General features: G+C 58.7%; 24 protein-coding genes. 13 read left to right on the top strand and 11 right to left on the bottom strand.

What is annotated here, in order from left to right; all coding sequences use genetic code 11:
- The first annotated feature begins 193 nt into the window (after nucleotides 1–193).
- Entirely contained in the window at nucleotides 194–1,096 is a 903-nt protein-coding gene (locus tag AB4Z23_RS10195; protein ID WP_139104325.1) for a hypothetical protein, read from the top strand.
- Between the two features lie 54 nt (nucleotides 1,097–1,150).
- On the opposite strand, the gene AB4Z23_RS10190 is transcribed toward AB4Z23_RS10195, so the two are convergent.
- Both AB4Z23_RS10190 and AB4Z23_RS10185 read right to left on the bottom strand, forming a co-directional pair.
- Nucleotides 1,151–4,300, bottom strand: a complete 3,150-nt coding sequence (locus tag AB4Z23_RS10190; protein WP_421477198.1) for an efflux RND transporter permease subunit — start codon at nucleotides 4,298–4,300, stop codon at nucleotides 1,151–1,153.
- The gene (locus AB4Z23_RS10185) at nucleotides 4,297–5,463 is read right to left on the bottom strand and encodes an efflux RND transporter periplasmic adaptor subunit (protein WP_112673595.1); all 1,167 of its coding nucleotides are present in this window, start codon (nucleotides 5,461–5,463) and stop codon (nucleotides 4,297–4,299) included. The genes AB4Z23_RS10190 and AB4Z23_RS10185 overlap by 4 nt, the downstream gene beginning before the upstream one ends.
- A gap of 225 nt (nucleotides 5,464–5,688) precedes the next feature.
- Between AB4Z23_RS10185 and AB4Z23_RS10180 the strand changes: the two genes are divergently transcribed.
- The 3 genes from AB4Z23_RS10180 to AB4Z23_RS10170 all read left to right on the top strand — a co-directional run bounded on the left by AB4Z23_RS10180 (nucleotide 5,689) and on the right by AB4Z23_RS10170 (nucleotide 9,591).
- Nucleotides 5,689–6,099, top strand: a complete 411-nt coding sequence (locus AB4Z23_RS10180) for a carboxymuconolactone decarboxylase family protein (protein WP_421477195.1) — start codon at nucleotides 5,689–5,691, stop codon at nucleotides 6,097–6,099.
- 101 nt (nucleotides 6,100–6,200) lie between these two features.
- On the top strand, nucleotides 6,201–8,675 hold the full coding sequence (locus AB4Z23_RS10175) for an ATP-dependent helicase (protein WP_025594016.1): 2,475 nt from the start codon (nucleotides 6,201–6,203) through the stop codon (nucleotides 8,673–8,675).
- A gap of 103 nt (nucleotides 8,676–8,778) precedes the next feature.
- Nucleotides 8,779–9,591, top strand: a complete 813-nt coding sequence (locus tag AB4Z23_RS10170) for a glycosyltransferase family 25 protein (RefSeq protein WP_441360077.1) — start codon at nucleotides 8,779–8,781, stop codon at nucleotides 9,589–9,591.
- Nucleotides 9,592–9,754: 163 nt separating this feature from the next.
- On the opposite strand, the gene betI is transcribed toward AB4Z23_RS10170, so the two are convergent.
- Nucleotides 9,755–10,351, bottom strand: a complete 597-nt coding sequence (gene betI / locus AB4Z23_RS10165) for a choline-binding transcriptional repressor BetI (RefSeq protein ID WP_421477193.1) — start codon at nucleotides 10,349–10,351, stop codon at nucleotides 9,755–9,757.
- A 101-nt stretch (nucleotides 10,352–10,452) separates the two neighbouring features.
- Between betI and AB4Z23_RS10160 the strand changes: the two genes are divergently transcribed.
- The 4 genes from AB4Z23_RS10160 (at nucleotide 10,453) to AB4Z23_RS10145 (ending at nucleotide 13,233) form a co-directional block, all read left to right on the top strand.
- Nucleotides 10,453–11,391 (top strand): choline ABC transporter substrate-binding protein, encoded by a 939-nt coding sequence (locus tag AB4Z23_RS10160; protein WP_421477191.1) that lies wholly within the window; start codon nucleotides 10,453–10,455, stop codon nucleotides 11,389–11,391.
- A complete protein-coding gene (locus AB4Z23_RS10155) occupies nucleotides 11,388–12,218 on the top strand; it encodes an alpha/beta fold hydrolase (protein WP_421477189.1) in 831 nt (276 codons plus the stop codon). The genes AB4Z23_RS10160 and AB4Z23_RS10155 overlap by 4 nt, the downstream gene beginning before the upstream one ends.
- Nucleotides 12,219–12,328: 110 nt before the next feature.
- Nucleotides 12,329–12,811, top strand: a complete 483-nt coding sequence (locus tag AB4Z23_RS10150) for a DMT family transporter (RefSeq protein ID WP_003513161.1) — start codon at nucleotides 12,329–12,331, stop codon at nucleotides 12,809–12,811.
- Complete coding sequence (locus tag AB4Z23_RS10145) at nucleotides 12,808–13,233, top strand: DMT family transporter (protein ID WP_003513163.1); 426 nt, start codon at nucleotides 12,808–12,810, stop codon at nucleotides 13,231–13,233. Before AB4Z23_RS10150 ends, AB4Z23_RS10145 begins: the two co-directional genes overlap by 4 nt.
- 52 nt (nucleotides 13,234–13,285) lie before the next feature.
- Here the strand turns inward: AB4Z23_RS10145 and AB4Z23_RS10140 are convergent, their stop codons facing one another.
- Entirely contained in the window at nucleotides 13,286–14,572 is a 1,287-nt protein-coding gene (locus tag AB4Z23_RS10140; protein WP_421477187.1) for a DUF2778 domain-containing protein, read from the bottom strand.
- A 455-nt stretch (nucleotides 14,573–15,027) separates the two neighbouring features.
- Here AB4Z23_RS10140 and pncA point away from each other — a divergent pair, with 455 nt between their 5' ends.
- Nucleotides 15,028–15,654, top strand: a complete 627-nt coding sequence (gene pncA / locus AB4Z23_RS10135; protein WP_013636493.1) for a bifunctional nicotinamidase/pyrazinamidase — start codon at nucleotides 15,028–15,030, stop codon at nucleotides 15,652–15,654.
- A gap of 7 nt (nucleotides 15,655–15,661) precedes the next feature.
- Here pncA and AB4Z23_RS10130 read toward each other — a convergent pair whose 3' ends face one another.
- Nucleotides 15,662–15,898: a DUF2164 domain-containing protein gene (locus AB4Z23_RS10130; protein ID WP_003513169.1), complete on the bottom strand. Its 237-nt coding sequence runs from the start codon at nucleotides 15,896–15,898 to the stop codon at nucleotides 15,662–15,664.
- A 180-nt stretch (nucleotides 15,899–16,078) separates the two neighbouring features.
- Here AB4Z23_RS10130 and AB4Z23_RS10125 point away from each other — a divergent pair, with 180 nt between their 5' ends.
- Nucleotides 16,079–16,798, top strand: coding sequence for an AzlC family ABC transporter permease (locus AB4Z23_RS10125; RefSeq protein WP_065659201.1), 720 nt, complete (start codon nucleotides 16,079–16,081; stop codon nucleotides 16,796–16,798).
- Nucleotides 16,795–17,109: an AzlD family protein gene (locus AB4Z23_RS10120; RefSeq protein WP_065659200.1), complete on the top strand. Its 315-nt coding sequence runs from the start codon at nucleotides 16,795–16,797 to the stop codon at nucleotides 17,107–17,109. The genes AB4Z23_RS10125 and AB4Z23_RS10120 overlap by 4 nt, the downstream gene beginning before the upstream one ends.
- On the opposite strand, the gene AB4Z23_RS10115 is transcribed toward AB4Z23_RS10120, so the two are convergent.
- Nucleotides 17,106–18,947, bottom strand: coding sequence for an aminopeptidase P family protein (locus AB4Z23_RS10115; protein WP_441360076.1), 1,842 nt, complete (start codon nucleotides 18,945–18,947; stop codon nucleotides 17,106–17,108). The two genes, AB4Z23_RS10120 and AB4Z23_RS10115, sit on opposite strands and share 4 nt — an antisense overlap.
- 338 nt (nucleotides 18,948–19,285) lie before the next feature.
- Between AB4Z23_RS10115 and AB4Z23_RS10110 the strand changes: the two genes are divergently transcribed.
- Nucleotides 19,286–19,459, top strand: a complete 174-nt coding sequence (locus tag AB4Z23_RS10110; protein WP_003513176.1) for a hypothetical protein — start codon at nucleotides 19,286–19,288, stop codon at nucleotides 19,457–19,459.
- A gap of 150 nt (nucleotides 19,460–19,609) precedes the next feature.
- On the opposite strand, the gene AB4Z23_RS10105 is transcribed toward AB4Z23_RS10110, so the two are convergent.
- The 3 genes from AB4Z23_RS10105 to AB4Z23_RS10095 all read right to left on the bottom strand — a co-directional run bounded on the left by AB4Z23_RS10105 (nucleotide 19,610) and on the right by AB4Z23_RS10095 (nucleotide 21,623).
- Nucleotides 19,610–20,488, bottom strand: a complete 879-nt coding sequence (locus AB4Z23_RS10105; RefSeq protein ID WP_003513177.1) for a 50S ribosomal protein L11 methyltransferase — start codon at nucleotides 20,486–20,488, stop codon at nucleotides 19,610–19,612.
- 95 nt (nucleotides 20,489–20,583) lie between these two features.
- Nucleotides 20,584–21,183 (bottom strand): cytochrome oxidase assembly protein Sco, encoded by a 600-nt coding sequence (sco, locus tag AB4Z23_RS10100; protein WP_003513179.1) that lies wholly within the window; start codon nucleotides 21,181–21,183, stop codon nucleotides 20,584–20,586.
- A 143-nt stretch (nucleotides 21,184–21,326) separates the two neighbouring features.
- Complete coding sequence (locus AB4Z23_RS10095) at nucleotides 21,327–21,623, bottom strand: hypothetical protein (protein WP_236762109.1); 297 nt, start codon at nucleotides 21,621–21,623, stop codon at nucleotides 21,327–21,329.
- 85 nt (nucleotides 21,624–21,708) lie between these two features.
- Between AB4Z23_RS10095 and AB4Z23_RS10090 the strand changes: the two genes are divergently transcribed.
- Entirely contained in the window at nucleotides 21,709–22,176 is a 468-nt protein-coding gene (locus AB4Z23_RS10090; protein ID WP_003513183.1) for a chemotaxis protein CheW, read from the top strand.
- 213 nt (nucleotides 22,177–22,389) lie between these two features.
- Here the strand turns inward: AB4Z23_RS10090 and AB4Z23_RS10085 are convergent, their stop codons facing one another.
- On the bottom strand, nucleotides 22,390–22,881 hold the full coding sequence (locus AB4Z23_RS10085; RefSeq protein WP_003513184.1) for a CreA family protein: 492 nt from the start codon (nucleotides 22,879–22,881) through the stop codon (nucleotides 22,390–22,392).
- Between the two features lie 46 nt (nucleotides 22,882–22,927).
- The gene (locus tag AB4Z23_RS10080) at nucleotides 22,928–23,536 is read right to left on the bottom strand and encodes a 3'-5' exonuclease (protein WP_013636498.1); all 609 of its coding nucleotides are present in this window, start codon (nucleotides 23,534–23,536) and stop codon (nucleotides 22,928–22,930) included.
- Between the last annotated feature and the right edge of the window lie 17 nt (nucleotides 23,537–23,553).

Raw genomic sequence — 23,553 nt, 5'->3', positions numbered from 1 at the left:
CGCCCGAACGGTAGGAACAACCTCCTCTCATACGGCCTTCCGCATGCACATACTGCCAGCCCTGAGCAAGCTCCAGCTCGTATACATCCTATACGTGAATTTCTTCATTAATGCTCATAAATGCATACAAATTACAACCGGAATGCGGAGCCGGGCTAGAAACGGGTCCGTATTCAAACATCAGGGTTTCAACATGACTACAATTATAAGTCAGCCCTTTGCAGGATCGAATTATTTTCGACTGCTGACCGAAAACATTCCCGAAAAAAACCGGGCAAGTAGCCCTTCCGGCGCCACGAATGGTGTTGACCCTCTGACCGCACTGCTTGCCTCCAGCGCGGACAACGAAACGGGCGACCTTACCTACGACATGAGAGGCAGGATCGACGGGAGGCCGGAGAAAGGTGCCGACGATGTTGACAAAGCAAAGAACAGCTCAGGCCCCGAGATGGCTATAGACTGGGCAGCAGAAGTTATTCGAACCACCAGCCTCAATGTTTCAGCGGCCTCCAGCACTCGGGATTTGTTGGGGGAGGAATTGCGGTTCGGCCGGGCCATGCATACCCTAGGTGTACGGCCTGAAGACATTGTTCGCAATTTCGTTCCCGAGGGCATGACGAAAGAAAGCGTGTATGACCTAACACCGGAGGCATATCAGGCTGAGCTAAGTAAAGCATACAACAACGCCTCACAGCGCGAACAGAAGGAGAGTTGGGCATACTTCGGCGTCGATTTCGATGCCTATATTGCCGCTGTGGACAACCAGGCCTATGCAGCCATGGGCGTTCCCGGAAGCATACAAACACTTCAAAATGCAATCGATTTTTATAACAGCACACACAAAGTGGAAACGAGTAGCATCGACCCGGAAACTTTAACGGAGAAACAGAAGGCGCTTCTGAAAATGCTCGAAGACACCAATAACTATTGGAAAAAGCGCGCTAAAGACCAACTCGACCAGACGATTTCCAGCCTGTTCAATAGTTATGGCAGAACAGGAAATCTGATCGAAACGGACACGACCGGCAGGGTAAGCGTCGGCACCTTTGAACTATCGTATAAAGGCGTCCAGATTTATCGCCCAAACAGGAGTTAATCAGCTGCCACAATCTGCTCAGCACGTCGCGCTCTCGGGCTTGCCCATAAATTTTTATTCCGCCGCAAGCAGCTGCTTGTCCTCCTCCAGCGCCTTCCGACGCGCAGCAAGTTCCAGTTCGCGGTGGAGGCGGATTTCCTCATCGGCTTGCGGTTTGGCGAAACGGGCAATCAGCAGGTAGGAGACCGGGGTGATGTAAAGCGTCACCAGCGTCGCAAAACCCAGACCGCCAACGATGACCCAGCCGAGCGCGATGCGTGCTTCCGCCCCTGCTCCCTGCGCCAGCACCAGCGGCACGCCGCCCAAAATGGTCGCGATCATTGTCATCATCACCGGGCGCAGGCGAATGCTGGTGGCTTTTTCGATGGCTTCGCGCACGGTGGCGCCCTGGTCACGCAGATGGTTGGCGAATTCCACGATGAGAATGCCGTTCTTCGCCATCACGCCGACCAGAAGCACAAGCCCGATCTGGCTATAAACGTTGAGGCTCGATCCGGTGACGAGCAGCGCGATGACGGCGCAGGCAAGACCGAGCGGCACCGTCGACATGATGATGATCGAACTCAGGACACTTTCGAACTGCGCGGCCAGGACCAGGAAGATGATGGCGATGGCAAAACCGAAGGTCAGCAGCATGCCGCTCGAATTCTCCTCAAGCGTCGCCGCCTCGCCGAGCGGCAGAAGGCGGGCGCCGGGCGGCAGGAGGGATTGTGATAGCTCGTTCACCTTTTCCAAAGCCTGACCGAGCGAAACGCCGTCCTTGAGATTGGCGGTAAAGCCGACGGAGGGAAGCTGCTGCTCGCGGTTCAGCTGCGGCGCCACCGCATTTTCCTTCAGGGTGGCAATGACCGACATCGGCACGATCTTGCCGTCACCCGTTTTCAGGAAGACGTTTTCGAGATCGGTCGGGTCGTTGATCGGCCGGGTGGAGGACAGCAGCCGGACCGGGATTGCATCCCCATCCACGAAGACGTCGACAACCGAACGTCCTTCCAGCAGCGATTGCATGGCGCGTGACAGGCCGGTGATATCAATGCCTAGATCGGAGGCGCGCTCACGGTCGACGGATACGGATAGCTGCGCCTGGTTGGGCTCGTTGTCCAAACGCGGCGTTTCGAACAGGCCGCTTTCCTCCATGGAAAGCAGTAGCTTCTGCGTCGCAGCCGTCAGTGCCTGATAATTGCTGCCGACCATTGCCATCTGCAGGCCGTTGCCCGCACCGCGAATGCGCAGGCTGTTCGGCTGCATGGCGTTGCCGCGCAGCGCCGGCACCTTGTTGGCGGCAGCGGTAACATCGGCGGCAATCTGGTTCTGCGTGCGGTCGCGATCAGCCCACGGCGCCAGCGTCAGCACCAGAAAACCGGTGTTGGAGGAACCGTTCATGCCGGTGATGGAGTAAATATTGCGGATTTCGCCACTGTCGCGCAGCGGCTGGAGATTTTCTTCGATCCGCTGCAACTGGTCGCGCGTATAGTCGAGGCTGACACCCTGCGGCGCCGTCACACGCATCATCACCGAGGCGCGGTCCTCGCGCGGCGTCAGTTCGTTCTGGATCATGCCGAAGGCAATCCAAGACAGGCCCGAAAAGACGAGCGCAACGATGATGACGATGAGCGGGTTGTTGAGGCAGGCGGAAAGCGTCTTCTTGTAGGTGGAGGCAAAGACATTGCCGAACCACGCCAGCGGTCCCGTGGGTTCCTTCAATCCGTCTTTCAGCATCCGCGAAGCGAGCATCGGACAAAGCGTCAGGGCCACGATGGAGGAAAGACCGACAGCGAAAGCTAGAACGAAACCGAATTCACGGAAAAGGCCACCCAGCTGGCCCGGCAGGAAGGAGAGCGGAATGAACACTGCGGCAAGTGTCGCCGTCGTCGCAATCACCGCGAAGAACACTTCCTGCGTGCCGAGAACAGCGGCAGCGCGAGGCCCCATGCCCTCCGCACGGCGGCGCACGATATTTTCCAGCACCACGATCGCATCATCGACCACCAGACCCGTCGCCAGAACGATGGCGAGCAGCGTAAGGATGTTGATCGAGAATCCGACCATGTAGATGGCGATGATCGTGCCGATCAAAGCCACCGGCATGGTGATCGCCGGAATGAGGGTTGCCCGCCAGTCACGCAGGAACAGGTAGAGCACCACAACCACGATGAGCGCGGAAAGACCAAGCGCCAGTTCCACCTCGTGCAACGCGCCTTCGATGAAGACGGCGTCGTCACTGGTCACCACGATGCGCGTACCCTGCGGCAGGTTGGCCGACATGGCCTCGACGGCAGCCTTCACGCCGGTGGAGATATTGAGCGTATTGGACTGCGCCTGCCGGATGACGCCGAGACCCACGCCCTGCACACCATTGGACCGCAGCGAGGTGGATTCGTCATCCGCACCCAGCATCACGGTTGCCACATCGCGCAGGCGGATATTGTCCTTGATCAGAAGGTTGGAAAAATCCTCAGGCTTCGTAAGGCTCGCGGTCGCGCGCACGACGATGTCCTGCGTCGAACTTTTCAGCGATCCCGCCGGCACATCCAGCGCGGCACTGGCCAGCGCGGTCGAAATATCCGTCACCGTCAGACCACGGCTGGCAAGTGCGGCCTGATTGAGATCGACGCGGAAGACTTTTTCCTGATCGCCGTAAAGCTCCACATCCGCCACGCCGTCGACGGCGGCAAGGCGGTCGATGACCTCGTCATCCACCAGCTTGGTCAGATCTTCCATGCTGAGCGTGGACGAAGTGACGGCAAGACGCATGATCGGCTGGCTGTCGGAATCCGCCTTGATGATCTGCGGCTCGTCAGCATCATCAGGCAACTGGTTGGTTACGCGGCCAATGGCATCGCGCACATCGTTTGCGGCGACGGCCATATCGACATTGTCGCCGAATTCCATCGTTACGCGGCTGGTGCCGAATTGCGAATTGGAGGAGATGGATTTGACGCCGCTGACGCGCGCAACAGCCCCCTCGATGGTCTGCGTCACTTCCTGATCGATGGTTTCGGGCGCCGCACCTTCATAAGTCGTCCTGACGCTGATGGACGGCCGGTCCACATCCGGCAACTCGCGCACCTCAACGCCAACCAGCGCGGCAAGGCCGGCAACCACAAGCAACGTATTGAGAACCGCTGCCAGAATGGGCCGGCGAACGAACAGTGCGGTGAAGGCGAGCTTGGAATCCTGACCCGAAGGCGACTGAGTCGTCATTGGCTGGCAACCTCCTCGGGCTTCGGCTGGCTTGCGACACGGACGGCACCCCCCTCCCGCACCCGCTGCAATCCTTCGGTCACGACCTGATCGCCTTCCGCCAGTTCCGCTTTCACGAGAACGGCGTCGGGGTTACGCTGCACGATCTGCACCCGCACCTTGGCCGATTTATTGTCGGCCACGCGCCAGACATAGGAACCTTCGGCATCCCACTGTACGGCCAGCGGATCGACGGATGCATAAGTCTCTCCGGCAAAACGCATGGTGACGCCGAAGGACATACCGGCCCGAAGCTCATCCTTGTCGTTAGCAAACCGTGCCCGGATGCGGATGGTACGGCTTGCGGCGTCGACACGGTTGTCGACGGCCTCGACCTCACCTTTGAACGTCTCGCCGGGGCGTGAAATCGAGGTGGCCTCTACAGGCATTCCGACGGTAATTGCAGTTACGAACCGTTCCGGCGCCCAGAAATTGACCAGAATTTGAGAACGGTCATCAATGCCGACGATCGTTGATTGCGTGGTGACATTGTCGCCGATATTGGCGGCCACGATCCCCACAACACCCTCAATCGGTGCGACGATGTCGCGGCGCCTGAGGTTCAGCTCGGCGGTGCTCAGTGCAAGCTTGGCGGCTTCCTCGGCAATCTGCGCGTCCAGCACATCAAGGCGGGATACGGATTTCAGGTTACTGTAGGAACTCGATTTTTCGACGGCGCTGCGTAGCGCAACCTGCGCCTTGTCCCGCTCGATCACCTGCTCCTCGTCATCGAGCCGCGCGAGCACCTGCCCCTTTACGACACGGGCGCCGGATGAAATGCGGATTTCCGAAAGCGTGCCTGATGTCTGCGGCATGACGACAACCGACTGGATGGCCTCGCCACTGCCGATGGCGTTCAGCCTGTCATTGACCGTGCCCTGCTTGACCGGGGCCATCGCCACCAGGGTCGCATTGCCATCGCGACGTGCGGCGCCGGCATTCTGTCCGGATGACGAACCGGGTGTTCTGGCACCGGATGCGGCAACCTCGACCGCGCCAACAGGTGTTTTGCCGATGCCGATACCCGCGAGCAGATTCCGCGCTTCGGGTGAATAAAACCCCCAAAGACAGAGTCCTGCTCCCGCCACAGCAAGACAGACACCCACCTGTTTCCACACCCGCATACAATTCTCCGATTATCCGCACAGCATAAACCCGCCCCGAAAAGTGCTTTTCGGAACGGTAGAAGTATTCCCGCATGCCTTAACGAAGGCAACGCACAAATCCGTTCCTTACATAATTGTAATTTGTGATGAATTGTCGTCGAAAGCGCACTGACGGCCATTTCTGTCGCAAACATTCGCCAATACGGTAATCTGCAGCTGAAATAGCCATGACCGGAGGAATGCATGAGCACCGTAACGAAAGCCGAAAATGCCGAAGCCAACCCGCGCGTCAAGGCTGTGTTCGACGATATCCGCACAACGCGGAAATCGGATTTCATCAACAATATGTGGCTCTACCTCGCCTTCGACCCCGATCTTCTGGAAAAGACCTGGGCCGAGGTCAAGGCGGTGATGGCCACACCTTCAGCGCTCGATCCGCTGGTGAAGGAAATGCTTTATATCGCCGTTTCCGTCACCAATGGCTGCTCCTACTGCGCCCACTCCCATACCGCGGCTGCAAAAGCCAAGGGCATGACGGGCGAACAGCATGCCGATCTCATGCGCGTCATCGCCCTTGCCGCCAAGACCAACCAACTGGCCGTGGCGCTGCAATTGCCGGTGGACACGGCTTTTGATGCCGACAGGCGGGTCTGAGACGAAAAAACGTCTTGGAATAGGCGTTTTGACGGATGATACCGGAATAAAAGCAGAACACGGTTCTAGCCTTTATATCCCGAATCACTACATTGGGCCGCATGAGCAACAGTTTTGACGATATGCCGTTCTTCGACGAAGAACCTGAGGCGCCGCGCAAGGCGACGAACAATGCCGATGCAGGCAACGCCGGCGGGCTTGGCATTGCCGCGCGCGCAATGGCGGCACGCGATCAGGCCCGGCCCACGCCCGACTATCTGTCCGGTCTCAACCCGGAACAGCGCGAAGCCGTAGAGACACTGGACGGCGCGGTTCTGGTGCTTGCGGGCGCCGGCACCGGCAAGACCCGCGTTCTGACCACCCGCATCGCCCATATCCTGGCGACCGGACGCGCCTATCCCAGCCAGATTCTGGCCGTGACCTTCACCAACAAGGCCGCGCGCGAGATGAAGGAACGTATTGGCGTTCTGGTCGGCGGCGCGGTTGAGGGCATGCCCTGGCTCGGCACCTTCCACTCCATCGGTGTCAAGCTCTTGCGTCGCCATGCCGAACTCATCGGCCTGAAGTCTGATTTCACCATTCTCGACACCGACGATGTGGTGCGGCTGATCAAACAGCTTATCCAGGCCGAAGGTCTTGATGACAAGCGCTGGCCGGCCAAACAATTCGCCGGCATGATTGACGGCTGGAAGAACAAGGGGCTGACGCCGCCGGATATTCCCGAGGGCGATTCCCGCGCCTTTGCCAATGGCAAGGGCCGCGAACTTTACACGGCCTATCAGAACCGGCTGAAAACGCTGAACGCCTGCGATTTCGGCGATCTTCTGCTGCACCCCATCAGCATCTTCCGTCGCAATCCCGATATTCTGAAGGAGTACCACCAGAAATTCCGCTACATTCTGGTGGACGAGTATCAGGACACCAATACGGCGCAATATATGTGGCTCAGGCTTCTTGCCCAGCGCCCCAAAGGCGAGCCGCAAAACGTCTGCTGCGTCGGCGACGACGACCAGTCGATCTATGGCTGGCGCGGCGCCGAAGTGGACAACATCCTGCGCTTCGACAAGGATTTTCCCGGTGCCAAGGTCATCAAGCTGGAGCGCAACTACCGCTCCACCGAGCATATTCTCGGCACCGCCGGCCATCTGATCGCCCATAATGAAGGGCGTCTCGGCAAGACCCTGTTCACCGAGCGCAGCAGCCCCGACGATGAGAAGGTCGTGGTGCATGCGGCCTGGGATTCCGAAGAGGAAGCCCGCGCCGTCGGTGAAGAAATCGAGCAGCTTCAGCGCAAGAACCACAAGCTGAACGACATGGCCATTCTCGTTCGCGCCTCCTTCCAGATGCGCGAGTTCGAAGACCGTTTCGTCACGCTAGGCCTCAATTACCGCGTCATCGGCGGTCCGCGCTTCTACGAGCGTCTCGAAATCCGCGATGCCATGGCCTATTTCCGCCTTGTCTGCCAGCCGGCCGACGATCTGGCCTTCGAGCGCATCGTCAACACCCCCAAGCGCGGCCTGGGCGACACGACCATCCGCAATCTGCATGATTACGCCCGCGCCCGCGACATTCCGATGTTGGCGGCAGCGACCGACATCATCGAGACCGACGAGCTGAAACCGAAGGCGCGCAAGGCGCTGTTCGACGTGGTGCAGGATTTCCGCCGCTGGCAGGGGCTTCTGGAAAACACCGAACACACCACGCTTGCCGAGCAGATCCTTGACGAAAGCGGCTATACTGCCATGTGGCAGGCCGACAAGACGGCGGAAGCGCCCGGCCGACTGGAAAACCTGAAGGAACTCATCCGCTCGATGGAGGCCTTCGAGAGCCTGCGCGGTTTCCTCGAGCATGTCGCGCTCGTCATGGATGCCGAGCAGAACGAAAATCTCGATGCCGTCTCAATCATGACGCTGCATTCCGCCAAGGGGCTGGAATTCGACACCGTCTTCCTTCCCGGTTGGGAAGAAGGTCTGTTCCCGCACCAGCGGGCGCTGGACGAAGGCGGCCGCTCCGGTCTGGAGGAAGAACGTCGCCTCGCCTACGTCGGCATCACCCGCGCCAAGAAGCTATGCCATATCTGGTTCGTATCGAACCGGCGTATCCATGGTCTGTGGCAATCCACCCTGCCCTCGCGTTTTCTCGATGAACTGCCGCCAGCGCACGTGGATGTCGCGGCATCCGACAGCAATTACGGTGGTTACGGCGGACGCGGCGGTTATGGCCAGTCCCGTTTCGACAAGGCGGAGCCCTTCGCTAACAACTACTCCACCCCCGGCTGGAAACGTGCCCAGGCCAACAAGTCCGACGCGACCCGCGATAACTGGGGCACACGCTCCGGCCATGCGGTCGAGCGGATTGGTTATGGCGAAAGCGGGCCCCGCGCCCGCACGATCGACGGCGAACTGGTGGCCAAATCGGTTGCCGACACACCGTCGAAATTCGTGGTCGGAGACCGCGTTTTCCATATCAAATTCGGCAATGGCAACATCTCCGCCATCGAGGGTAACAAACTGACCATCGATTTTGACCGCGCCGGACAAAAGCGTGTGCTGGATGGATTTGTGGAAAAGGTTTAATTCGGCAACTATGAGTGCACGAACGCAGCTTTTTCCGTAGCCCGCGTCACGCCGTTGCAATAAAGGAGTTGCAACAGGGTGCAGAAACCGGGCGAGGACTGCTTTGCATATTTTACCGAAAAGCGGGCGCAAGCTTGCCGTTTTCCTGATCAATATGGACAGCGCCACCAAGCGCCTCGAGGACATGAACGCACGCCTCGACGCCATCGGGCTGAAGGCAGAGCGGGTCCCGGGCGTCAATGGCCGCGAACTGAATTATCCTATCCCGGAATTCAGCGAGTTCTCCTACATGCTCATGCATGGCCGCCGCACCTCGCCGCCGGAAATCGGCTGCTATCTCAGCCATGTCGCCTGTGCCAACAGGTTCATGGGCAGCGATGCCGATATCGCGCTCATTCTTGAAGACGATGTCGTCTTCGAAAAGGATTTCCTGGAAGCAATCGACGAGGCGATAGTGAACGGGAGCGACTGGGATCTGCTTCGGCTGACCACGGTCAGCAACGGTCGCAAGTTTCCGTTCCGCAAGCTCGTTGGCGGGCGCTCACTCGCAATTGCGTTGACGCGGGAAAAGGGTTCGGGCGCATATCTCGTCAACCGCCGCGCCGGCAAATGGATCTCGAAGCTGATCCCCATGCGGCTTGCCTACGATATTGCCTTCGACCTGGAATATCTCGCTGGCCTGAGGGCAGCCTTCATTTACCCACTCTGCGCCACGCAGGATGCGGACGGGGAAAGCCAGATCCAGAACAATCTGCGGATATACCGTCTGCCCCGTTGGCGCTACTTCACCGTGCTGCCCTACCGCACTTTTCTGGAAACCAGCCGTTTCCTCATGCGCAGCCTCCGGTTTGCCGTTGCCAAGCTGACCGTTGCGCTGGAGCGCGGCAAGAGCAAGACCGTTCCCACCGGCAATTGACTGCGCTGGCCTACACTTCGCCGGGCGTGAACCCAACCAGATAGACCGCCGCGATCACTGCTGCGAGAGTGAAAATCGAAATGACGAAAATCGTCATCCGGTTCAAGGGTTTGCGCGTCGTTTTCTTCATGGTGGAATAATGCAAAGCGCGCGTACTGGTTCCCTACGGATTGTCAGCTTTTGCCTGCGGTAACCTGTGAGACAGGTAATCCCGCATCTGCTCCATTGCCTCCTCGCGCGTCAAACCACCGGACTGCAATCCTGAGCGCAACCAGAGGCCGTCGATTAGCGAAGTGATCCCAAGCGCGACAGTTGCGCAGTCTTGCCTCGGCACGAGATGCACCAAAGCCGACAAAAGATTGGAGCGCATCCGCGCATGGATCACCTTCTGAATCCTGGCGAGCTGCGGCTCACGCGGAACCTCGGCGCAAAGCGACAGCCAGGCGTGGCAGATCGAGGGCTGAAAGAAGCTCTCGTCGAAATTCGCCTCGATAATCGCATCGAGCCGTTCACGCGGACTGACCGCCCGATTGAGGCGCGCCACCACGGCTTCCTTCAGCTTCACATTGGCTTCGCGCATCGCGTGCTCGAACAGTTCCTGCTTGTTGGCGAAATAATGCAGCACGATGCCTTTTGAGGCGCCTGCCTGCGCCGCCACCCTTTCAAGCGTGGCACCCGACATTCCCTCACGTTGAAGGACTTCGAATGCAGCCCGCCTCAGCTCCGCCCGGCGAATATCGCTTATCTTGGTCAGTCGCATCTTTGTCTCCTTGCGTGAGCAATATTGACAAATTTTCCGTAAAGATCAATTATTGTCCCACCGGTCAATCTAATGACCCAATAGACAAAAAAGGTGGAACAATGAAAAAATGGGCAGGTGTTTTTTCGGCCGCGATGGTTTTGACAACCGTCGGCACTTCCGCGCTCGCATCGGATGCTGAAACTTGCAAGGTTGTGCGACTGGCCGAGCCGGGCTGGAACGATCTTGCTTTCACCACCGGGATCGCCATGTCGCTGTTGAAATCACTGGGATATGAGCCGCAAAGCCAGCTTCTCGGGATCGACGTCATCTACACGAGCCTGAAGAGCAAGGATCTCGACGTCTTTCTGGGCTATTGGAACCCGGCAATGGTGAACTACTACAAGCCTTACAAGGAAGACGGATCGGTCGAAAAAGTCCGAACCAATCTTGTAGGCGCCAAATACACTTTCGCGGTTCCGACCTACGTTTGGGATGCCGGCGTCAGGGATTTCTCCGACCTGCAAAAATTCGCGGACAAGTTCGACAGCAAGCTCTACGGCATCGAACCGGGCTCCAACCAGTTGATGCTGGATGCCGTCAACGATCCGGCACTGGGACTGCACAATTGGGAAGTGGTCGAGTCCAGCGAACAGGGCATGCTTTCGCAGGTAACCCGTTTCGCCCGCAACAAGTCCTTCATTGTTTTCCAGGGGTGGGCGCCGCACCCGATGAACAGCAAATTCGACATCAAGTACCTGACGGGCGGCGATAAATTTTACGGGCCCGACTTCGGCGCTGCCACAGTCGATACGCAGGTACGCAAAGGCTACCTACAGGAATGCCCGAATGTGGCGAAGCTGCTCGACAATCTTGCATTCGACGTGGAGTATGAGAACAAGGGCATGGACCATATCATGAACGGTGGAATGTCCCCGGAAGACGCGGCAAGGCAGGCGATCAAGGATGAGCCGCAACGACTGGACGCTTGGCTGAAGGGCGTATCGACGTTCGACGGGCAGGATGGTCTCACTGCCGTAAAGGCGGAGATCGGCCTGTGACGGCAATATTGCAGGATGATTGGGAGAAGCGGAAGCAATATGTAGAATTGCCCCGCGGTCGCCAGCTGGCTTTCATCGACACCGGCGGTCCGGGCCCAGTCCTGCTGATGCTGCATGGTTTTTCGGACACCAGCCGCAGCTTCTCCATGCTGGAGCCTTTTTTCAGCGAATACAGGCTCATCGTTCCTGATCTGCCCGGACACGGGGTTTCCTCGGCGGGACAGAGCCTGCATGTCGCTGATTTCGCCGAAACGGTCGATCGGTTTCTAACGCTCCTGGGTATTTCACGGCTGTTTCTACTCGGCCACTCCATGGGTGCGATGACCACTATCGAACTTGCCGCCCGGCGAGGCGACACGATCCGGGCTCTTGCCCTCATCTCGGCAACGCTTGAGCCGGATTTTGGCGCGGAAAGCCAGTTGACCAGAGATATTCTCGCACTTCGGGACCCGATCGGACCCAATAGCGGCTTTCTGCGCGGCTGGTATTCGTGCAGCCAGCCAGTCGACGATGATTTTTTGTCGAAAATGAAACAGGATGCCGCCAACATGCCGGCCGCCGTCTGGCATGGCGTCGTTGAGCGCTTTGCGGATACAAACCTGCATCACAGCGCGTCCAGAATAAAAAAACCGGTACTGTGCCTCGCCGGCTTCGAAGACCCCCTTTTCGGCGCGTCGCATCGTCGAAAATTGGCCGCCGCCTTTCCCGAGGCTCAAACCGTTACGCTCGATGGGCATGGCCACAATCCGCATTGGGAAAACCCGAAGGGCGTATCCACGCTGATCGCCGATTTTTTCGCAGATGTTATGTCAGACTGCGCTAAGTAAGAAGGTAGAGTGCGCTGGTTGCACATGTTTCTGGAAACAACTGACAAATCGATTTCGATTCAGGTGCCGATGTTGTAACGCTTCGCTGAATAATCATATTTTGGCTGGCCATGACAGAAACGACCCATCCCCGCCTGAACCCGTTGCACCTTGCCGCCGCCTTCGCAAGCGGTTGTCTTCTGACATTGATGGTTCATTTCAACGGCCAGCTTGCGCACTACGGTAACGCACTTTTCTCCTCCTGGACTGCACACGGCACCGGCACGGTGGCGGCGCTGATCTATCTCGCGATCATGCGCCCGAAGACGGAGGCGGGTGCGCTGGCCAAACCGAAGGCGCCGCTCTGGGCCTATTGCGGTGGAGTGATTGGTGCGGCCATCGTCATCCTCACCTCCACCGCCGTCAATTCGCCGCTTGCCCTCTCCGGCACCATCGCGCTCGGGTTGGGCGGACAGGTGATCTTCAGCCTTCTGGCCGATTTCTTCGGCCTGTTTGGCCTGCCCAAACGGCGGCCGGATTTGCGTGACATGGCGGCGGTGGCACTGATTCTCTGTGGCAGCGCACTTATTATCCTTGTCGGGAGAACGGCATGATCGTCTGGATAGCCATGGCGTTTACCGGCGGCGTCTTTGTGGCACTGAGCCGTCAGGTCAACGGCCGCCTCAGCCTGTCGAACTCACCGCTGATCGCCTCGTTCTGGAACCATATCGTCGGTTTCGGGGTATTGACCGTCATCGGCCTCATCGTCGGCGGCCTCATTCCGCCGGGCGCGGCCGACGCGCCGTGGCTTGCCTTTATCGGTGGCCCCATCGGTGTTGTCTTCATCGCTTCGGGAAGCTGGCTCATCCCCCGCATCGGCGCGGTCAATACCGCACTTCTCGTCATCAGCGGCCAGATGGTCTCAAGCGTCGTGCTCGACTTTTTCAGCGATCAGCCGCCGAAACTCTGGGCGAGCGCACTCGGCATTCTGCTGATTCTCGCCGGCATGGTGCTGACCCAGCGACGCGGCCGCTAGGGCATTTCTCCGGAAAAAATGTGCAGCGGTTTTTAGTCCGGGAAAGCGTAACTCAGGTATCGCTATCGCGTGAGAACATGCTGAGCAGGGTCTTGCCGCCACTCTTGCCACCGCTGCTTGCGAGCGTCGGGCGACCACCATTCAGCTTCGGCACCACGACCATGCGTTTGACTTCGCCACGTTTGAAGGCCGCAAGGAACCGGGAGTAATCCCGGAACACAACGCAGCCATTCGATTCACCGCGTTTCGCCAGCATGTAGGTGTGGGCGAGAAGACCGTCGCGGCCATGCGGATTGACGCCATTTTCCGGCGTCAGACGGATTGCTTCGACGCCATGGAACCGCGCCTCGCGCATCGTCAGACGATAGCTGGAGGGCGGCGTCGAGCCGCGCATTCTCACATGAACATAGTCCGGGTTGTCGCGCATCTTGCCGATGCCAGAATGTGCCTCGAGCTTCTCGCCGTTCGGCATATGAACCAGGCCGGAGGAAATATCGTAGATCGCCGTGCCGTTGCCGCGATCCGGCCACGGAACCGCATCCATCTTGCTCGGCTCGCGCACCGGATTATCAGGTTTTGCAAAGGCGAGCATGCCGGCCGTGCCCTGCCGCGGCTGCTGGGGTGCACGCGCAGGCACCGGCGCATCGAAAGCAGGTGCGGAAGCAACGGCTGCCGGGTGTTCATCGGTCTTCGCTAGAACGGCGGGGCGGGGTGATGGCTCCACCGTTTCGGCAGCCGCAACCTCGGGCCGGAAGCTTGGCAAAGGGACGTCGTCCGGAAGAAGGCTGCTCGCCTCTTCCTCGATCTGCGGGCGCCCTAATGCCACTTCAAATGCCGGATGTTGCGATGCGGCGCTCTGATAGGCGACCTCTGTGGTGCGTCCAAGCGCCGAATCGACGATGGCGGAGGGCCGCAGCGCTGCAAGTTCCTTGACTGTCGCTTGCCCCTTCGCGTTCGCAGCCGCGCCAAAACGCTCGCGGAACTCCTTCTCGCCGATTTCGGGCATGATGCCGGCAAGGCGAACCGCCTTCTGCGGGCCATGGCTGTGGTCGCTCAGACGGGAAAATTTGCGGACGTGGATATCGCGTGCGGCCGCGCCGGAAATCGCAGCCTCGCCAGACTCCAGCCTCGCCACCAGCGTCTTCTCAAACTGCCCGACACCATGCGATGCGGCCGCCATCGTGTGAAGCGAGGCGAAGGCAGCGAAGGCGAACAGACCGGCAAAGGCACCACCGCCAAGCAGAGCGGACATTCGGCCAAGAGAAAAGGATCTGCCTCTCTTGAGGCAAGACGAACCGGCAAGACCGGCGCCATTATAAGCCGCAGCAGAATACGCCATTATACTCGTTACTCGAACCGTTCACGCACACCCGGGCAAAGCCGGAGGGATTTTGGGGCATCCGAACAGCGGGTGGACACCCGGCCGATTTCGGAACTGACTGGTTCGAAGCATGACGAATTATGGTAACCAAAGTGTTTACGAGTCCCTGCAAAAATAATTCGTTAAGGTCTGCGCATTATCGGGCGAAGGCAAAACAATGACTTGCGCGGGCTGGGCATGCATCTGCATCGCCTTTTCCCGGAAAATGCCCCGCAGGGCGTCATCGGCCTTTAAAGTTTACGTCGCCGCATCGTCAGGTAAATTCCGACTTTGCCGGAAATTTGCTGTAAATGCGGCAGGACTGCGACGGAGCAAATCTATGCCATCAGCCGTCAAGCACATACAAAACTGGTAAGGGCACTTGATCCGTTGCTGCCGGCTTGGCATCCTGCCGGAAATAAGGGAGGCAAATCATGAAGGCGCTGCTGCTCATCGATATCCAGAACGGCTTTTGTCCGGGCGGCAATCTGGCTGTCGCCGATGGCGACCGGATCGTGCCCGTCGCCAATGCCCTGATCGACAATGGCGGTTACGATCTGATCGTCGCCTCGCAGGATTGGCACCCGGAAAATCACGGCAGCTTTGCCTCGCAGCATGTCGGCAAGAAGCCGTTCGATATGGGTGAACTCTCCGGCAAACCGCAGATGATGTGGCCGGACCATTGCGTGCAGGGCACGCCGGATGCGGAATTCCATCCCGACCTCAAGACGGAGGCTTTCGACTATATCCAGCAGAAAGGCGAAAATCCCGCCGTCGACAGCTATTCCGCCTTTCGCGACAATGATCAGGGGGCAACGACAGGTCTTGCCGATTATCTGACACGCCAAGGCGTAACCCAGCTCGACATATGCGGGCTCGCCACCGATTATTGCGTCAGTTTCTCGGTGCTCGATGCCCTCGACATGCTGCCTGGCGTCAAGGTTCGTTTCATCGAGGATGCCAGCCGCGGCATCGATCCCCAAGGTATACAGGCGTCGATTGCGGCCATGCGGGAAAAAGGCGCCACCATCCTCAAAAGCCGCGACATTTTGCGCGACTGAGGGCCGGTCATCGCAGCCTCGGCTTCTCCAGCACGTCGATATCGCCTGCCGCATCCTCCAGACGCCGCAGGATCGCGGCATGCGCATCCTTGAGCCCCTGATTGTAGAAGACATATCCGACTTCTTCGGCCAGAAAGTCGACGAAGATTTCCGCCTGCAGCAAGCCGATCTCGGTTTCGGTCTCCCGGGCCAGATACTCCCGAACACGCGCGGCCAGCACGGCCCTGTCCTGCTTCTCCAGCATTGATCCTCCATTATTCAATCGTTTGGGCGGGGAGCAAAACCGGGTGAGGCCTTCCGTCCGACGTCGCGTATCGGCGTTACCGTAACGGAAGCTTCAAGGGAATCAATCGATCCATTCATGCAATTTGTTTGCCAGCCGGCCGGGACGGCGATAGAGCGGCGGGCAAGGAGTTCCTGAACAATGTCCAATGCAGATTTCCGCGAAGGCCTCAAAAGCGGCTTTCCGATCGCCCTTTCCGCCGCTCCCTTTGGCGCGCTGTTCGGCGCGGTCGCGGTCGATAACGGGCTGAGCGTCGCCGAAGCGACGATCATGAGCGGCACCGTCTATGCCGGTGCCAGCCAGCTGGTCGGCATCGAATTATTCGGCCAGAAAGTAGCCCCCTGGCTGATCGTTCTATCGGTGTTTGCCGTCAATTTTCGCCATATTCTCTATTCGGCCGCCATTGCTAGGATGATAACCAACTGGACTTTCCTGCAAAAGGCCATCGGGTTCTTCGTGCTGGTGGATCCACAATTCGCCGAGTCGGTCAGGAAATACGAAAACACCGGCGTGGTCGGTTTCGCCTGGTACATGGGCTTCGCCTCGCCGATCTATATTCTGTGGCTGGTGATGACCATTGTCGGCGCATCGCTAGGCAATCTCGTCGGCGACCCGAAAGCCATCGGCCTTGATGTGCTGTTGCCGATCTATTTCATGGGCATGGTTTTGAGCTTCCGCCAGCGGGAGAATTTTTACCCGGTGATGCTGGCAAGCGCTCTTGGCGCAACTGTTGCCTATCACATCGTCGGCTCGCCCTGGCATGTCAGCCTCGGCGCGCTTGCCGGCATTCTCGTTGCAGTCGTCTATCCGCCGAAACCAACCGGCGAGGCCAATTCTGAAAGCAAGGTGGAAACGCGATGAGCGATCTGCTGCACGCCGACACGATGATCCTGATCGCGCTCGCCACCGTCGCCACCTATCTTACCCGCATCGGCGGTTATGTTCTGATGACGCGGATGAAATCCATCCCGCCGCGCATGGAGGCGGGATTGAACGCCGTTCCCGTGGCGGTTTTGACAACCCTTGTCGCACCCGCCTTTTTTGAAGGCGGATACGAGGTGAAGATCGCCATGGTGGCCGCTCTTCTGGTCTGCCTGCGTTTCCCCGGCCTGACGATGCTGGCCATTGGCTGGGCCATCGTCGTCGCCATCAGGCACTTTTCTATCCTTTAAGCGCTCCGCTCCAGAGGCTGCGTGGCCGCAACAAGCCACGCCTTCACCTCTTCATCCGCGATCAAAGGCGAGAGCTTTTCCAGAACGCCGGCGTGATAGGCATTCAGCCAGTCCAGTTCGTCGTCGGTCAAAAGTGCCGTGACGACCAGCCTGCGATCGATAGGGCACCAGGTCAGGGTCTCGAAGGACAACATCGGCTGATCGCCGCCCGCGACTTCCGCCGCCTCGCGCACATAGATCAGGTTTTCGATGCGGATGCCAAAAGCGCCGGGGCGGTAATAACCGGGCTCATTCGACAGAATCATGCCCGGCAGAAGTTCCTGCGTCGAAAGCCGAGAAATACGCTGCGGCCCCTCATGCACCGAAAGATAGGAGCCGACGCCGTGGCCGGTGCCATGAGCATAATCCGCACCGGCCTTCCACAGCGCGATACGCGCCAGGGGATCGAGATCGCAACCTCGCGTTCCCTTGGGAAACCGTGCGTCGCTGATGGCGATCACGCCCTTCAGCACCAGCGTGAAGAAACGCCGCTGATCTTCCGGGACATTGCCGATTGCCACGGTGCGGGTGATGTCAGTGGTGCCGTTGACATATTGCGCGCCGGAATCGACGAGGAACATCTCACCATCGCCAAGTGTCCGGTCCGTATCGGTGGTGACGCGATAATGGATGATGGCGGCATGTTCGCCCGCGCCCGAAATCGTATCGAAAGACACGTCCTTTAGAGGATTCTGGAGAGACTGCCCCACTTTGGCGCGCGCAGCCTCCAGCGCCTTCACGGCCGCGATTTCGGTAACGCTGCCCGGTTGCTGACGATCCAGCCAGCACAGATATTCAACCATAGCCGCGCCGTCCTGCACATGTGCCGCTGCCGAGCCGGCAAGCTCCGCCGCGTTCTTGCACGCGCGCGGCAAGCGGACGGGATCGGCCTCCTCGATCAAGGTGCCACCCGCCGCCGTAATCGCCCCTGTCAGCGCCACAGGCGTCAGATCGGCGTCCACCATGACGCGGCCCTTGGCGCTGGCAATGGCGTGCAGACGATCGGCGATAGTCGATGGCGGCAATTGCATCGCCAGCTGTGCCAGATAGGCCTCGGCCTCGATACCGGTCTTGCGTTTGTCGAGAAAAATATCGGTCTTGCCATCCGCATAGATGATGGCGCGGGCAAGCGGATGCGGCGTGTGCGGCACATCGTTGCCGCGAATATTGAAAATCCAGGCAATGGAAGACGGATCTGTCACCAGCAGTGCATCGGCTCCCTTGGCAGACACCGTCTCTGCCAGCGAGGCGATCTTTTCCTTCGCCAGCTTGCCGGTGAAGGCTTCCGGCTGGATGACGACAGGCTCCAGCGGTTCTGACGGGCGGTCGTGCCACAGCGCATCGAGCGGGTTGTTTTCGAGCAGGACGACGGAACCGCCCTTCCCCGCAAGCGCCTTTTCCAGCCGCTTCAATTCAGCGCCGGTATGCAGCCATGGATCGATCCCGAGCCGAAAGCCCGCAGCCCCGTGCTCCGACAACCAGACGGAAGGCGGGGCACCGACCAAATCACCACCGCTGAACACCGATTGATCGACCTGCGACTTAAACTGCGTGGTATACCGGCCATCGACAAACACCACCGCCTCTGCGCGCGTTACCAGCGCAATGCCGGCAGAGCCGGTAAATCCGGTAAGCCATGACAGACGCTCAGATGATTCAGGTACATATTCGCCCTGATATTCGTCGGCACGCGGCACCAGGAAACCATCGATACCAAGGACGTCGAAACTGGCACGCAGCGCCTCGACGCGGGCCTTGCCGAATTGCGGCGCGGATTTGTTTTCGAAGGTCTGGAACATGGGCATCTTTCGGGAACTGTCATGAGGAAAGCTGGTCGATAACGCCGTCAAATCATTGGCGCGCAACGACAATGCCATGCCGGCAAACCCGGTTTCAAGCCATATGTGCCATTAACCATTACGACAGGCACGCGCGCTGCCATTTACCCCAAAGGCCGAGAAAAGACGCCGCTAAATTGAGCAATTTTCCCAAAATAAGTAATATTGAAAAGCCGCAGACATGCGAAAAACGCATATCTACCTTGAAGCAAGACCCCTAACCAAACAAAAACACATCGCTTATCTTCAAGCCAACACAGCGAGAGACACACTCTCCTGGCAAACAAGGATTTGAAGCAATGGCAAAATCTTTCCTCCGCACCGCTTTCGATCGCGTCATTGAAGCACGCGAGCGTCAGGTCAGCCGTCATGTCAACGCAGCCCTGCTTAACCTCGACGACAAGTCGCTCGAAGCGCTCGGCATGAACCGCGCCGAACTTCGCCGCACCGCAAAGTCCAGCTACGTATTCTGATCACTTCGGGCGCGGCGATCCTCCCTCCACCGCGCAGGAACAGGAATACGTCGACCCGCTTGAGCGATTCTCCTCCAATGTGCTCGCGGGTTTTCAGGCGGCGCGAAAGCGCCGCCTTTTCTTTGTCCGGAAACGGATGCTGCTAAAGCGTCAGTCCTTGCGCAGATGCAGCGTGACCCAGCCATTGCGCCAGATGGTGCGGACGTGGGAGAGCCGCGCGCCATTATAGGCCGCAAGCACCTTCCAGCGCTGCGATGCGAGAATTCCCGACAGGATGACGGTGCCGCCGGGCGCCAGATGCGTGACAAGCTGCGGCGCCATCTTGATGAGCGGCCGCGCCAGAATATTGGCGATGATGAGATCGAACGGGCCGTATTTGCGGAAAGCGTCGGAGTGGAAACCCGGAGCGGTTTCAAGCGCCAGCCCGGAGACGATGCCGTTCAGCCGCACATTCTCCCTGGCCACGCGAACCGCGATGGGATCAATGTCCGTTGCGAGTACCGGAATATGGCGCATCTTGCGCACGGCAATTGCCAATACACCGCTGCCGGTGCCGAGATCGAGCGCATTGCGCACGGTCCGCGCCCGCAGAACATCCTCGATCATCTCAAGGCAGCCGGCTGTCGTGCCATGATGGCCGGTGCCGAAAGCCTGACCGGCCTCGATCTCGATGGCCAGATCGTTGGGCTTGATCTTATCGCGATCATGCGCGCCGTGAACGATGAAGCGCCCTGCCCGTACCGGTTTCAGCCCCTCGAGCGACTTGGCGATCCAGTCGATGTCGGGAACGATCTCCTTTTCGATGGCGAGGCCGGGAAAGGCGGGAGCCAGCAAGGTGTCGATGCGCTCGCGGAATTCGTCTTCCTGCTCGGCCATCAGGTAAACCGAAGCTTCCCAGATGTCGCGTTTCTCATCCACCTCGGTGGTGGCGATCGCGACATCCTCCTCGCCGAAATAGTCCGACATGAGATCGAGGATTTCACCGGCCTTGATTTCGGTCGTGGTGACGTAAAGTCGGATTTCGCTCACGGCAGGCTGCTTTCTCTAGCTAAGGTTCTTAAGGCTTGCCTTTGCCACAAAACCTCCGCCAGTCCAATAAGCCAGGCACAATTATGCCGTCTCGTTCAGCCCTTCAGCAGATTCTGGAGCTTCTGCTCGGCAACATCGGGGTTCTCGCCATAGGCGATGGTGCCGGAAAAACGACCATTGGCGTCAAGCAGGATCACGGAAGCCGTGTGATCCATGGTGTAGTCACCATTCGGATCCTTGTCATCGACCGGCACCTTCTTGGCATAGATGCGATAGCCTTTCAGCGTTTCGGCAATCTTGTCGGCCGGACCGGTGATGCCGGTGATCCGCTTCGAGACGTTGGAGACATATTGCTGCATGAGCTCAGGCGTATCGCGCTCGGGGTCTACGGATACGAAATAGGCCTGCAGCTTGTCGCCGGCCGGGTCTACCTTCTCCATCCAGCCGTTCAGTTCGAACAACGTCGTTGGGCAGACTTCCGGGCAATGGGTGAAACCGAAAAAGAGCGCCGTGGGCTTGCCCTGAAACGCCTTTTCGGTGATCGGCTGACCGTTCTGCGCCGTGAGTTCGAACGGCACGCCATAGGCCGTTTCCACCATTTCCTCACGGGTCTTCGTCATTTCGAGCGTCAACCAGCTGACGACACCGACAAGAACGACAACCACGGCCCACAATACGATGCGAATATTTCTCATTGTCCTAATCCTACCCCCGAAGGCCGGCCGCATGACGTGGGCCTCTATCGTCTGATAACGAACAGCGGTGGCGACGGCAAATCAACTGGGCGTATTTGCGTAAACCGCGCTGATTTGTCACAAAGCCGGGACGGGACGGCAGATTACAGACACCAGGCGATGCCGCTTTGCACGGCGGAGAGGAAAATATCCGTGCCGTGTCGCACCCAGCCATCAAAGGCAAGAAGCACGACGGCAAGCGAGGCCGCTACCGCAAGGCTTGCAAGAATAAACTTCAGCGGATTGGCAACGAGTGCGTTCATGCGTCTGTTATAACCTGTTTGCACCGGCACGAAAACCGCCAAAATACTGGGTTTTGCGAGCGCGGCACCGCCAATTGTTAGGGAAAGTTTAAAATCTTGCTGTGCAATATGGCCATAGCGGTTTTTAAGTTCCGACATGATGTCTCCCGGTCCATTCCGGCCACCGCATAAAGCTCAATCATGCATGGGCCTGCCTAAGAGCCGCCAGAGGAAACCTGCCGTCATGTCCAACGCCATCAAGCAATCCGGCGCATATCTCGAAATCGTTTCCTTCCATCTCGGCGGTCAGGAATTCTGCATCGACATCATGGCGATCCGCGAAATCCGCGGCTGGGCGCCGGTTACCCCGATGCCGCACACGCCGCCTTATGTTCTCGGCCTCATCAACCTGCGCGGCGCCGTCATCCCCGTCATCGACATGGCGGGCCGCCTCGGCATGAAAATGACCGAACCCTCCGAGCGCTCCGCCATCATCGTCACCGATATCGGCGGCAAGCTGGTGGGACTTCTCGTGGAACAGGTCTCCGACATGATGACCATCCGCTCCGAAGACCTGCAGCCCGCGCCCGACATCATTCCCGAAGAACAGCGCAACTTCTGCCGCGGCATCGTGGCGCTGGAAAAGAGCATGGTGTGCTTCCTCAACCTCGACACCGTGATTGCCGACGAGCTGGCGCGCGAAGCGGCTTAATAGAGCCGGTGAGGTTTTGATAACATAACGCGCAGGTTCCACAGCTTGCCCTGAGGGGTACGGCAGGGTCGGAAACCTCTCCTCCGTCATGCTCGGGCCTGTTCCGAGCATCTAAAACCTATCGATTTTACGATACGTGATTGTATCCTCGGGACAGGCCCGAGGATGACGTCGCGGGTGAATTATGGTGTCAGCAGTACCAAGGGCAAAGCCTCAAGGCTTGCCCTTTTCCCACGTCACCTGCTGGTTATAGAGAGGCACCGTCGAAATCGCCATCTTGGCCGAGCCATCCTTCAGCTCGCGCGCATGGACCAGATAGATCAGCGTGTCATTCGCCTTGTCGTAAACGCGACTGACGACCAGCTTCTTCCACACCAGCGACATGCCCTGCCGGAAAACCTCTTCACCGCCCTTCGACAGATCGATATCACCGATTTCGACCGGTCCCGTCTGGCTGCACGAAATGGCGTTGTTGGAAGGGTCCTCAAACCAATTGCCATTTTTCAGCCGGTCGATGACGCCACGATCGAAATAAGTGACATGGCAGGTCACGCCCTTGATCTTGGGATCGGCAATCGCCTCGATGACGATATCGTTGCCGATCCAATCGACACCGACCTTACCGACGACCTCCGAATGCGCAACCGTCACCGGAAACAACACCAGAAAGCCTGCAAACAAACCCGAGAGCGTTTTCATCGTCATCGCATGTTCTCCGTTATGCTACTTCAGACATAGGTGTGGGGAACGGTTACGCAACCCGCGAGACAACACGTTTTTTCATGCTGCAAGGCTGATAGCCCGTGGAAGTGAGACGGCCGGCAACCATGCCGATCTTTTCCGGCAGGTCGCGGATATGGTCAACGCGCAACGCCCTGGCCGCCGCAATCGATGCCGCAGCGCAGACGACAGCATCTTCGGCGGCGTTATGGTGCACGAAACGCAACTGAAGGTGATGGGCAATCACATTCAGCTTGTGCGACGCCAGCTGCGGCCAGACATGGCGGGCAATCTTGACGCTGCACAGATAGGAAAGATCAGGATAGGACTGCCGGTATTTATCGAAGGAAGCCCGCATGACGCTGAAATCGAAGGCGGCATTGTGGGCAATCATCGTGGCGCCGTGGAAATCGTCGATGAATTCCTCCATCACATCAGGGAATTCCGGCGCATCCTCTACATCGGCAGGGCGAATACCGTGCACGGCAATATTGAAGGGCGAGAACCGCATGTCCTTCGGCCGGATGAGCCGTTCCTCGACGCGAACGATCTCACCGTCTTCTATCCACGCAAGCCCGATGGAGCAGGCGCTACCCCGTTCCTCATTGGCGGTCTCGAAATCGATGGCGATGGTTTTCAAGAGTGATTCCCGTTGTT

The organism is Agrobacterium sp. MCAB5 (assembly GCF_052114365.1).
Lineage (GTDB): Bacteria > Pseudomonadota > Alphaproteobacteria > Rhizobiales > Rhizobiaceae > Agrobacterium > Agrobacterium tumefaciens.
The sequence above is the reverse complement of the archived record's forward strand: the minus strand, read 5'-3'. Positions and strand labels throughout refer to the sequence as shown.

Bases quoted from the DNA above. Each gene is read 5' to 3' on its own strand.
- AB4Z23_RS10130 (WP_003513169.1), bottom strand. From the start codon at position 15,898: ATGCTGGAGAAGCAGGACAGGGCCGTGCTGGCCGCGCGTGTTCGGGAG.
- AB4Z23_RS10090 (WP_003513183.1), top strand. From the start codon at position 21,709: ATGTCCAACGCCATCAAGCAATCCGGCGCATATCTCGAAATCGTTTCC.
- AB4Z23_RS10110 (WP_003513176.1), top strand. From the start codon at position 19,286: ATGGCAAAATCTTTCCTCCGCACCGCTTTCGATCGCGTCATTGAAGCA.
- pncA (WP_013636493.1), top strand. From the start codon at position 15,028: ATGAAGGCGCTGCTGCTCATCGATATCCAGAACGGCTTTTGTCCGGGC.
- AB4Z23_RS10115 (WP_441360076.1), bottom strand. From the start codon at position 18,947: ATGTTCCAGACCTTCGAAAACAAATCCGCGCCGCAATTCGGCAAGGCC.
- betI (WP_421477193.1), bottom strand. From the start codon at position 10,351: ATGCGACTGACCAAGATAAGCGATATTCGCCGGGCGGAGCTGAGGCGG.
- AB4Z23_RS10160 (WP_421477191.1), top strand. From the start codon at position 10,453: ATGAAAAAATGGGCAGGTGTTTTTTCGGCCGCGATGGTTTTGACAACC.
- AB4Z23_RS10085 (WP_003513184.1), bottom strand. From the start codon at position 22,881: ATGACGATGAAAACGCTCTCGGGTTTGTTTGCAGGCTTTCTGGTGTTG.
- AB4Z23_RS10120 (WP_065659200.1), top strand. From the start codon at position 16,795: ATGAGCGATCTGCTGCACGCCGACACGATGATCCTGATCGCGCTCGCC.
- AB4Z23_RS10180 (WP_421477195.1), top strand. From the start codon at position 5,689: ATGAGCACCGTAACGAAAGCCGAAAATGCCGAAGCCAACCCGCGCGTC.
- sco (WP_003513179.1), bottom strand. From the start codon at position 21,183: ATGAGAAATATTCGCATCGTATTGTGGGCCGTGGTTGTCGTTCTTGTC.
- AB4Z23_RS10125 (WP_065659201.1), top strand. From the start codon at position 16,079: ATGTCCAATGCAGATTTCCGCGAAGGCCTCAAAAGCGGCTTTCCGATC.
- AB4Z23_RS10095 (WP_236762109.1), bottom strand. From the start codon at position 21,623: ATGTCGGAACTTAAAAACCGCTATGGCCATATTGCACAGCAAGATTTT.
- AB4Z23_RS10145 (WP_003513163.1), top strand. From the start codon at position 12,808: ATGATCGTCTGGATAGCCATGGCGTTTACCGGCGGCGTCTTTGTGGCA.
- AB4Z23_RS10195 (WP_139104325.1), top strand. From the start codon at position 194: ATGACTACAATTATAAGTCAGCCCTTTGCAGGATCGAATTATTTTCGA.
- AB4Z23_RS10175 (WP_025594016.1), top strand. From the start codon at position 6,201: ATGAGCAACAGTTTTGACGATATGCCGTTCTTCGACGAAGAACCTGAG.
- AB4Z23_RS10185 (WP_112673595.1), bottom strand. From the start codon at position 5,463: ATGCGGGTGTGGAAACAGGTGGGTGTCTGTCTTGCTGTGGCGGGAGCA.
- AB4Z23_RS10140 (WP_421477187.1), bottom strand. From the start codon at position 14,572: ATGGCGTATTCTGCTGCGGCTTATAATGGCGCCGGTCTTGCCGGTTCG.
- AB4Z23_RS10190 (WP_421477198.1), bottom strand. From the start codon at position 4,300: ATGACGACTCAGTCGCCTTCGGGTCAGGATTCCAAGCTCGCCTTCACC.
- AB4Z23_RS10150 (WP_003513161.1), top strand. From the start codon at position 12,329: ATGACAGAAACGACCCATCCCCGCCTGAACCCGTTGCACCTTGCCGCC.